A 10,077-nucleotide genomic window follows, 5' to 3' on the forward strand; every position below is an offset into this window, starting at 1 on the left:
AGTGCCGAATGGACCCGAGCCCGTTTCAGTGTTCCACGTTTGTTCCACGCGCCCCCTCCGAGGAGGGTTTTTCGTTGGAATCATGCGGATTGGTGGAGATGGGGGGAATCGAACCCCCGTCCGACGGCCGACCCCGAGGTCTTCTCCGGGCGCATCCTGCTGATTATTTCTCAGCCCCCAACGTCATGCAGGCCTGCTGCTGGATGGGCTCAGTCGATTGAGTGTCGGAGCGGACCCACCGACATGGCCCGCACCCAGTGGCCCCCTGAACGACGCCAGACACCGGGCTGAGGGCACCACCCGGGCTGACGGACTAAAGGTTCACGCGGCAATCAGGCGGCGAGAACGTAGTCGGTGCGGTTCTGTTCGGCACCTATTGGTTTGCACGCAGCGTTTGCGAGTTGAGCGCGCGTTCTCGGCCCGCTTCCCCTCGATCGACGACCGCCGTCGAAACCGATCATCCCCTATTGAGTTCATCAACTCTCCCGGTCGGCCGAAGCCGTCCGGACGCATCAGGATAGCCCTTCCTCGGCGAAGCGCGCAAGAGGAGCGCCGCGGAGAATCCGGGGATTCGGGGCTTCACACGCCTCGATACGAGTCGATGGCCGCCTTCGCATCGACCAAGGAGCAGCCGGTCCGCCGACGGAAAGAGGCGACCGCTCCGATCACCCTTCCCGAATCGATGAGCCGGATCTCCTCCTCATTGAGGCCCGGAAGGCAGGCCGGAGGATTCAGCGCGGATGGCGCAGGCGAGTGCGAATCCGGCGCCGAGGCAGGCTCCTCCTGACCGGCCATGTCCTCGAACCACCGGGCCTGCGCCTCGACGACCCGGACGGCCTGCCAATCGGCCACTCCCGTGCGGTCCCGGTACAGGGCCGAGGCGCGGGGGCGGTTCCCCTTGGCGACCAGGGCCCGTTCCTCCTGCGAGAGGGGCGGGGCGCTCCACGTCGTCGATCCCGAGGACACGCGTCGCGTCCCGTTCCGGCCGAAGGACTCGTCACGGCCTTCGGCACTGCCCGCAGGAGCGCCCGCTGCCACGCCCTCACCGCTCAGGGGCGCATCCGCCGTCCCACCGCTGAAAAAACGCCGGAGCTTGGCGAAGAGGCCCTCGTGCGGTTCGTATTCGATCACTCCCACGACGTCCTCCGATTCAGCGCTGCGGACGCTTCACGTAGCGGCTCATCGCACGTTCGGCTTCGCGCTTGTCCTGCTTCTCGCGAAGCGCATGACGCTTGTCGAACTCCTGCTTGCCCTTCGCCAGGGCGATCTCGACCTTCGCGCGGCCTCCGATGAAATAGAGCTCGAGCGGGACGACCGTGTACCCCTTGGCCTGGACCTTCTGCTCGATCCGCAGGATCTCCGAGCGATGGAGCAGGAGCTTGCGCTTACGGGTCGGCGCGTGATTCGTCCACGAGCCCTGGGCGTACATGGGGATGTTCGCGCCGTAGAGCCAGGCCTCGCCGTTCTTCGCCTCGACCCAGGAATCGACCAGCGAGGCGCGCCCCATCCGCAGGGCCTTCACCTCGGTCCCCGTCAGGACCAGTCCGGCCTCCCAGGTGTCCTCGATGAGGTAGTCGTGGCGCGCCTTCTTGTTGCGCGCGATCGTCTTCTTCGCATCGGAAGCCGCCTTGCGACGCTCGCCCTCAGTCGGCTTGGGCTTCTTCCATTCCTTGGGCACAGCGCACCCCCTTTCCTCCGGCCTCAGGTTGCCGAGGGCGGAGCCCCGCGCAACAGAAGGACAATATTAACGCTTGCGGTCACAGGTAGCCCATCGGATCGACGGTCCCTCCGTTGACGCGCACCGTGAAGTGCAGGTGGCATCCCGTCGAATACCCGGTCGTGCCGACGTAGCCGATGACCGTGTTCGTGTCGACGTACTGGCCGACGGAAACGGAGGCCGGCGCCTGCAGGTGCATGTAGGTCGTCGAGAGCTGGGCGCCGCCGATCGTCCCGTGGTTGATGGAGATGGTATTGCCGCCGCCCTCGATCCATCCCGCGTCGCTCACGTATCCGGGCGCCGAGGAATAAAGCGGGGTGCCGCAAGAGGCCGCGAAGTCCGTGCCGTCGTGAAGGACCCAGATCCCCACGACGGGATGCAGGCGCATGCCGTACGGGGAGGTCATGAGCATCGGGATCCGCAGGGGGAAGGTGAGACCGCTGGCCGAGCTCTGCGGCACCGCGCCCTGGGCCGCCGCTGCGGCATCGATCGCCGCGAGACGATCGTTGAGGGCCTTGTAGTCGTCCTGCGCCTTCCTCAGCTGATCCGCCGCTTCCGACTTCCGGGCATCCCAGGCGGCCTGCTTGGTCTCCGCGTCGCTCTTGGCCTTCTCAAGAGCGGCGAGTCCCGCTTGCGCGTCACTCTCCGCCTTCTGCGCGGCTGCGAGCGCATCGGCCGCCGTCTTCTCGAGGGCGCTGATGCGATCAGTGATGGACGTCTGCCTGCTCTCCTGAGTGCGCTGACGGGTCCTCACGTCGATCGCGGCCGCGATCGCCTGGGATTGGGAGCGGGCCATCGCATCGGCCGCCGCCGCCCGCTGACCGATGTTCTCCGTACCCGACTTGGTGAATGCGACGACGGCCGGTGAATCCGAGCCGTTCCGGTACATCTGACGGGCCAACTGGCCGATCGCCTCGTTGGCGAGCTCCTCCTTCGCCTGAGCGGCCTGCGAGGACTCGACGAGCCGGTCCTTCTCGGCCTGCGCCGCACTGAGCTGGCCGATGGCGACCTCGTGTTCACGGTTCGCCGTGTCGCGCCGTTTCCGGGCGTCCTCCAGCTGCTTCTCGGCCTCGGGAATGCGCTCGTTCGCCGTTTGCAGATCCACGTAGATCGCGGCGAGCTCGGAGTCGATCCCCTCCAGGTCGGCCGAGAGCTGATCGACCTGGTTCGACGCGGCGTCACGCTGGCGCTCGACATCGTCACGGTCGTCCGCCGCGGACGGCGTCACCGTCGTGACCAGCGCCGTGAGGGCGACCACCGCGGCGGCTGCCAGCGCGCGGCCCCTGAGGAATCGACTGTGCGGATGAAGAGCCACGTTCATCAGACCTTCGTGTACTTGGCGAGCGACCAGGCGGAGGCGACGAGGGCGAGGAGGACGGCTGCGAGGATGAGGATCGGCGTCATGATGCCGACCTCGGTCAGGCCGACGAAGCTCGTCCACTTGAACGCCGGGGCGAGCCACCCCTGAACCAGGAAGTGGACGCCTGCGAACAGCGCACCGACCGACAGCAGCGCCCCGGTGACGGCGGCGAGGGCGCCCTCGATCATGAAGGGGGCCTGGATGAACAGGTTGGAGGCGCCGACGTAGCGCATGATCTGGGTCTCCTGCTCGCGGCTCATGGCGGACAGGCGGATCGTCGTCGAGATCAGGAGGACCGCGGCGATGATCATCACCGCGCCGAGGCCGAGGGCGAGCATCCTGGCCGCGTCGATCACCCGGAACAGGGGCTCGATGATCTCGCGCTGGTCCTTGACCTCGGAGACTCCCGGAACGCCGGAGAACTCCTCTTTGATGATCGAGTACTGCTCGGGGTCGACGAGCTTGACCCTGAAGGAGACCTGCATCATGTCGGCGCTGGTCCACTGGCCGATCGTCGAGTCGCCGTAGAGCTTCTGGAAGTTCGCGTACGCCTCTTCCTTCGATTCCTCGTAGACGTTCTTGACGTAGGCCGTCATCGCCGATGAGTTCAGCTTCTCCCTCACGGCCGCGATCTGCTCTTCGCTCGCCTCTTCACCGTTGCACGAGGGCGTTCCGTCGTCGATGGCGCACATGTAGATCGACACTTCGATCTTGTCGTACCACTGGGACTTCATGCGCATGACCTGCATCTGAGACAGGCCGGCCACGCCCACGAAGAGGAGGGAGACGAAGGTCACGAGGACGACGGCGACGGACATCGCCCGATTGCGGGACAGGCCCTTGCCGACCTCGGAGAGAATGAAACGGAGCTTCATCGGATCACCTCGCCGATCCGTAGACGCCGCGCGACTGATCGCGCACGATCTGGCCGCCCTGGAGCTCGATGACGCGCTTGCGCATCTGGTTCACGATGTCGGCATCGTGCGTCGCCATGACGACGGTCGTCCCGGTCCGGTTGATCCGGTCGAGGAGCCTCATGATGCCGAGCGAGGTATCCGGGTCGAGGTTGCCCGTCGGCTCGTCGGCGAGCAGGAGCTCGGGCCGGTTGACCATCGCGCGCGCAATCGCCACGCGCTGCTCCTCACCGCCGGACAGCTCGTGAGGCAGTCGCTTCTCCTTGCCCGCGAGGTCGACGAGTTCGAGGGCCTCGGGGACAGCGGAGCGAATCGCGTGCTTCGGCTTGCCGATGACCTGCATCGCGAGGGCGACGTTCTCGTAGACCGTCTTGGACGGGAGGAGGCGGAAGTCCTGGAAGACCGTTCCGATCTGCCTGCGCAGCTTCGGCACCGCCCAGTTCGACAGGCGCGCGACGTCCTGACCGAGGACCCAGACGTGCCCCGAAGTCGTCTTCAGCTCGCGCATGACGAGCTGAAGGAAGGTCGATTTCCCCGAGCCGGATTTGCCGACGAGGAAGACGAACTCCCCTCGTTCAACTTCGAGCGACACGTGATCGAGCGCGGGTTTGGCGCCCGGCGTGTACACCATGGTGACATCGTCGAATCGAATCATTGGGCCATCCAGTCCGGGGTAGTGGTCGCGACCAGACTAGGCGCGCGCGCTCCGCGCCTCTTCGGCGACACGCGGCCGGAGCGGAACCCGATGAGACTCACAGGCGGCCCGCCCGCGGGATCGTCATGCCGCTCCGCCGCCCCCGCCTCCCCTCCCCTCCCCTGCGAGGGGAGGAATCACCCCGACGGGGCTCGCAGGAGCCGGACGGCGCAGGACTCCTGCGCCTCCGGGTTCAGGACTCCTGCGCCTCGTTCTGCTGGTTCTTGCGCCAGCGGATCCCCGCATTGATGAAGCCGTCGATGTCCCCGTCGAAAACGGACTGCGGGTTGCCGGACTCGAACTGCGTGCGCAGGTCCTTGACCATCGTGTAGGGCTGCAGGACGTAGGAGCGCATCTGGTCGCCCCAGGAGGCCTTCACATCGCCCGCGAGTTCCTTCTTCTTCGCCTGCTCCTCTTCGTGGCGCAGCACGAGGAGGCGCGACTGGAGGACGCGAAGAGCCGCCGCACGGTTCTGGATCTGCGACTTCTCATCCTGCATGGACACGACGATGCCGGTCGGGATGTGCGTCATGCGGACGGCAGAGTCCGTCGTATTCACCGATTGGCCGCCGGGGCCCGAGGAGCGGAAGACGTCGATCTTCAGTTCGGATTCGGGGATCTCGATGTGGTCGGTCGATTCGATGAGGGGGATGACCTCGACCGCCGCGAAGGAGGTCTGGCGGCGCCCCTGGTTGTCGAAGGGGCTGATACGGACGAGGCGGTGCGTGCCGGCCTCGACGGACAGGGTGCCGTAGGCGTAGGGGGCCTGGACTTCGAAGGTCGCGGACTTCAGGCCGGCCTCTTCGGCGTAGGAGGTGTCCATGACCTTCGTCGGGTAGCCGTGACGCTCCGCCCAGCGCAGGTACATGCGCAGCAGGATCTCGGCGAAGTCGGCGGCGTCGACGCCGCCGGCGCCCGACCGGATCGTGATGACGGCGTTGCGCTCGTCGTATTCGCCGTCGAGGAGGGTGCGGATCTCGAGGTCGGAGATGTCGGACTTCAAGGAGACGAGGTCGCCCTCGGCCTCGGCGAGGATCTCGGCGGCCTCATCGGGGTCTTCACCGGCCATGTCGACCATGGCCTCGAGGTCGTCGATCCGATCGACCATGCGGGTCACCCGATCCAGCTCGGACTGCCGGTGCGAGAGCGCCGAAGTGACCTCCTGGGCGTGCGCGGGATCGTCCCACAGGTCGGGGGCGGTCGCCTGCTTCTCGAGCTCGGCGATCTGGGCGCGCAGGCGCTCGGGCTGGACGACGGCGAGGACGTTCTCCATCGTCGTGCGCAGTGCTTGGATCTCTTCGGGGAATTCAATGGCCACGGCCCCAGCCTAGTCGATCCGGAGGCCCGAACCGGCTCCCGCGGCCGTCGCGAGCATCACCTTCGACCCGCCCGGGCCGCCGTTCTCGCGTGCGGACGGGAGGCGGGCCGAAGGCCCCTCCTACTTCTGGGCGCGGCGTTCGCGCGCGGCGATCTTGAAGCGCTCCTGCGCGTCGAGGACGACCTTGCGCACGCGGATCGCCTCGGGCGTCACCTCGACGCACTCGTCGTTGGCCGCGAACTCGAGGGATTCCTCAAGGGTGAGCCTGCGCGAGGGCGTGAGCGACTCGTAGACGTCGGCCGTCGCCGAGCGCGTGTTCGTCTGCTTCTTCTCACGGCAGATGTTGACGTCCATGTCCTCGCCGCGCGGGTTCTCGCCGACGACCTGGCCCTCGTAGACCTCCGAGCCGGGTTCGACGATGAAGGAGCCGCGCTCCTGGAGGTTGGTCATCGCGTAGGGGGTCGCCTGTCCGGCGCGGTCGGCGACGAGCGAGCCGGTGAGGCGCTGTTCGATCGCTCCCTGCCAGGGCGCGTAGCCGTCGGCGATCGACGAGGCGATGCCGGTGCCGCGCGTCTCGGTGAGGAAGCGCGTGCGGAAGCCGATGAGGCCGCGCGCGGGCACGACGAACTCGAGGCGGATCCAGCCCGAGCCGTGATTCGCCATCGTCTCCATGCGGCCCTTGCGGGCGGCCAGGAGCTGCGTGACGGCGCCGAGGTACTCCTCGGGGATGTCGATCGTCATGCGCTCCATCGGTTCGGAGCGCACGCCGTCGATGTCCTTGGTGACGACCTGCGGCTTGCCGACGGTGAGTTCGAATCCTTCGCGGCGCATCTGCTCGACGAGGATCGCGAGGGCGAGCTCGCCGCGGCCCTGAACCTCCCAGGCGTCGGGGCGCTCGGTCGCCAGGACCTTCAAGGAGACGTTGCCGATGAGTTCGCGGTCCAGGCGGTCCTTCACCTGCCGGGCCGTGACCTTCGCGCCCTTGACGCGACCCGCCATCGGCGAGGTGTTGATGCCGATGGTCATGGAGATCGCCGGATCGTCGACCGTGATGAGCGGGAGGGGGCGAGGGTCCTCGAGATCGACGAGGGATTCGCCGATCATGATGTCGTCGATGCCGGCGACGGCGACGATGTCGCCCGGGGCCGCGGATTCGGCGGACACGCGTTCGAGCCCCTCGGTGCGCAGGAGTTCGGTGACGCGGACCGACTTGATCGTCCCGTCGTGACGGGCGAGGCCGACGCTCGCGCCCTTGGTGAGGGTGCCGTTGTGGATGCGCAGGAGCGCGAGGCGCCCGAGGAAGGGGGAGGCGTCGAGGTTGGTCACGTGCGCCTGGAGAGGCACGCCCTCCTCGTAGGAGGGGCCCGGGATCCTCGACAGGATCGTTTCGAACAGGGGCTCGAGGTCTTCGGTCGGCTGCACGCCGTTGCCGGGGTTGGTCAGCGAGGAGACGCCGGCTTTCGCGCAGGCGTACACGACCGGGACGTCGAGCAGCGCATCGACATCGGCGTCCACGCCGTCGTTCAGCAGGTCCTCGCCGAGGGAGAGGAGGAGGTCGGTCGTCTCGGAGACGACCTCGTCGATCCGGGAGTCGGGCCGATCGACCTTGTTGACGACGACCACGACGGGGAGCTGGGCCTGCAGGGCCTTGCGGAGGACGAAGCGCGTCTGGGGAAGGGGCCCTTCCGAGGCGTCGACCATGAGGACGACGCCGTCGACCATCGACAGGCCGCGCTCGACCTCGCCGCCGAAATCGGCGTGGCCGGGGGTGTCGATGACGTTGATCGTGACGCCGTCCTCGAGTCCGAGCTTCTGGGCGGCAGGACCCCGGTAGTGGACCGCGGTGTTCTTGGCGAGGATCGTGATGCCCTTCTCGCGTTCGAGATCGCCCGAATCCATGACGCGCTCACCGGTCTTCTCGACCGTGTCGCGATCCGAGAACGCGCCGGACTGCCAGAGCATCGCGTCGACGAGCGTCGTCTTGCCATGGTCGACGTGTGCGACGATCGCGACATTGCGCAGGTCCTGGCGTACGGGCATGTGATTCCTCGATTCCTCGCGCCCCTGTGGCGCAATGAGCACCCCCGATCCTAGTCGTTCAGGCCGCTGCGCCCGAGGGCGGGACGTGCGACATCGGCCACGCGTCGAGCCGCTACTCTGGGCGCGTGAGCACGTCCGGGGCCCGGCCCTCCCGGCCCCTCGACGGCTCGCGCCCTCGACACCGCCGATCTGCACGGGAGCTCTGAAATCGGACTCATGCGCATCCGCCGCTTCGTCGCGAAGACTTACATGCTGTTCTCGCGTTGGACCTTCGTCCACGAGCCTCTGGAGGACAAGACGCTGGTCATCGGCGCTCCGCACACTTCGAACTGGGACGGCGTCTTCATGGCCCTGTGCTTCTGGTCACTGGGGCGCCCCTTCAATTTCCTCGTGAAGGAGTCCGTGACGAGGGTCCCGCTGCTCGGCCCCTTCGTCCGTGCGATCGGCGGGATGCCGATCGACCGCTCCGCGGCGCACGGGGTCGTGGGGCAGGTGGTCGCCAGGGCGGCCGAGGCCGATGAGTTCACCGTGGTCCTGACCCCCAAGGGCACGCGCTCGCCCAGGCAGTATTGGAAGTCCGGTTTCTACCGGATGGCCCTGGGAGCGGACCTCCCCGTCGCGCTCGGCTACGTGGATGCGAAGACCCGCACCTTCGGCTGGGGCCCTTCGATTCGCCTCAGCGGGGATCCGAAGGCGGACATGGACGTGATCCGCGCCTTCTACGCCGACAAGACCGGGGTGAATCCGGAGCTCGTCTCCGTTCCGCGCTTGCGGATCGAGGACGAGGAATCCGGGTCATGACCAGCGCTTCTTAGGGTGACCTTTCTATCCTCAGTCACCATTTACATCACGAACTCCTATCGAATATCGTGCGAGCTGCGCACGACCGTGCGCCCATCGAGAATCGACTTGTAGGAGTTCCATCGTGGCCTCGACCGCGCTCCGCGCACGCGCCGTCTCCCTCGCCCTCGTCGGCATCACCGCATTCACCCTCGCCGCCTGCAGCACCGGCGGCGGCGAACCCGCCGCTCAATCCGCCTCGAGCGCACCCCAGTCCGCAGCCGCGAAACCGGCGACGATCACGGTCGAGGACCTCCGCGGCTCAGTCGAGGTCCCGACCTCCCCGAAGAGCATCGTCGCCACCGACAACCGGATCTTCGAGACCCTCGAGGACTGGGGCGTGAAGCTCTCAGCCGCACCGCGCCAGATCATCGCCAGCACCTCCGCCTACGCCGCCGACGAGACGGTCGTCGACCTCGGCTCCCACCGCGAACCGAACCTCGAGGCGCTCGTCGCCGCGAATCCCGATCTCGTCCTCAACGGCCAGCGCTTCCAGGAGCAGTACGACGCGATCAAGGGACTCGTCCCCGGCGCCGCCCTCGTCGACACCAACATCGACCCGGACAAGCCGCTCGACGCCGAACTCATCCGCGTCACGACCCTCCTCGGGAAGATCTTCGGCAAGGAGGACGAGGCCGCCAAGCTCGTCGCCGACTTCGAGAACGCGATCGCCCGCGTGAAAGCCGCCTACTCCTCCGACCAGACCGTCCTCTCCGTCATCGTCTCCGGCGGTGAGATCAACTACTCGGCCCCCGGCTCGGGCCGAACCCTCGGCCCGATCTACTCGGTCCTCGGCCTGACCCCCGCCCTGTCCTCGGAGGGGTCGACCGACCACGAGGGCGACGACGTCTCCGTCGAGGCGATCGCGCAGTCGAACCCCGCGTGGATCCTCGTCATGGACCGCGACGCGGCCATCGGCGCCAAGCGCGGCCAGACCCCCGTCCCCGCGAACGAGCTCCTCGCGAACACCGCCGCCCTCGCGAACGTCGACGCCGTGACGAAGGGCCGCATCCTCTACATGCCCGCGGACACCTACGTCAACGAGTCGATCCAGACCTACACGGAGTTCTTCACCCAGATCGCCGACGCCATGGAACAGGCGAAGTGACGATCTCGGCCTCACGCCCCTCGGATACGAGGGCGGCGGCGGGAGTCGCGGGCCCAGTCCGCGACTCCCTCCCCGGCGCACAGAAG

Annotated in this window: 9 protein-coding genes and 1 other RNA gene; 2 read left to right on the forward strand and 8 right to left on the reverse strand. The window is 67.3% G+C overall.

The genetic code is table 11. The features are described 5' to 3' along the window. Window positions 1-90 precede the first annotated feature (90 nt). From ssrA to typA, 8 genes are all read right to left on the reverse strand, one after another. Window positions 91-465, reverse strand: a transfer-messenger RNA (tmRNA) gene (gene ssrA / locus ACQY7V_RS01840). Window positions 466-579: 114 nt separating this feature from the next. Then, window positions 580-1,137 carry a hypothetical protein gene (locus ACQY7V_RS01845; RefSeq protein ID WP_303777912.1) on the reverse strand — a complete coding sequence of 186 codons (558 nt, stop codon included), beginning with the start codon at window positions 1,135-1,137 and terminating at the stop codon, window positions 580-582. A 13-nt stretch (window positions 1,138-1,150) separates the two neighbouring features. After that, a complete protein-coding gene (gene smpB, locus ACQY7V_RS01850; protein ID WP_303773796.1) occupies window positions 1,151-1,678 on the reverse strand; it encodes an SsrA-binding protein SmpB in 528 nt (175 codons plus the stop codon). A gap of 79 nt (window positions 1,679-1,757) precedes the next feature. After that, entirely contained in the window at window positions 1,758-3,038 is a 1,281-nt protein-coding gene (locus ACQY7V_RS01855) for a peptidoglycan DD-metalloendopeptidase family protein (protein ID WP_428638625.1), read from the reverse strand. Further along, a complete protein-coding gene (gene ftsX / locus ACQY7V_RS01860; RefSeq protein WP_277299196.1) occupies window positions 3,038-3,952 on the reverse strand; it encodes a permease-like cell division protein FtsX in 915 nt (304 codons plus the stop codon). The genes ACQY7V_RS01855 and ftsX overlap by 1 nt, the downstream gene beginning before the upstream one ends. Before the next feature lie 4 nt (window positions 3,953-3,956). Continuing rightward, window positions 3,957-4,646 carry a cell division ATP-binding protein FtsE gene (gene ftsE, locus ACQY7V_RS01865; RefSeq protein WP_154476485.1) on the reverse strand — a complete coding sequence of 230 codons (690 nt, stop codon included), beginning with the start codon at window positions 4,644-4,646 and terminating at the stop codon, window positions 3,957-3,959. A 232-nt stretch (window positions 4,647-4,878) separates the two neighbouring features. Continuing rightward, entirely contained in the window at window positions 4,879-6,003 is a 1,125-nt protein-coding gene (gene prfB / locus ACQY7V_RS01870) for a peptide chain release factor 2 (RefSeq protein ID WP_277299194.1), read from the reverse strand. A gap of 120 nt (window positions 6,004-6,123) precedes the next feature. Continuing rightward, window positions 6,124-8,043, reverse strand: a complete 1,920-nt coding sequence (gene typA, locus ACQY7V_RS01875; protein WP_428638628.1) for a translational GTPase TypA — start codon at window positions 8,041-8,043, stop codon at window positions 6,124-6,126. 216 nt (window positions 8,044-8,259) lie between these two features. On the opposite strand from typA, the gene ACQY7V_RS01880 reads away from it, so the two are divergent. Beyond that, the gene (locus ACQY7V_RS01880) at window positions 8,260-8,844 is read left to right on the forward strand and encodes a 1-acyl-sn-glycerol-3-phosphate acyltransferase (protein ID WP_428638629.1); all 585 of its coding nucleotides are present in this window, start codon (window positions 8,260-8,262) and stop codon (window positions 8,842-8,844) included. A 124-nt stretch (window positions 8,845-8,968) separates the two neighbouring features. Beyond that, on the forward strand, window positions 8,969-9,991 hold the full coding sequence (locus ACQY7V_RS01885) for a siderophore ABC transporter substrate-binding protein (RefSeq protein WP_428638631.1): 1,023 nt from the start codon (window positions 8,969-8,971) through the stop codon (window positions 9,989-9,991). Window positions 9,992-10,077: the final 86 nt, after the last annotated feature.

Source organism: Schaalia sp. (genome assembly GCF_050312375.1).
Classification (GTDB): Bacteria; Actinomycetota; Actinomycetes; order Actinomycetales; family Actinomycetaceae; genus Pauljensenia; species Pauljensenia hyovaginalis.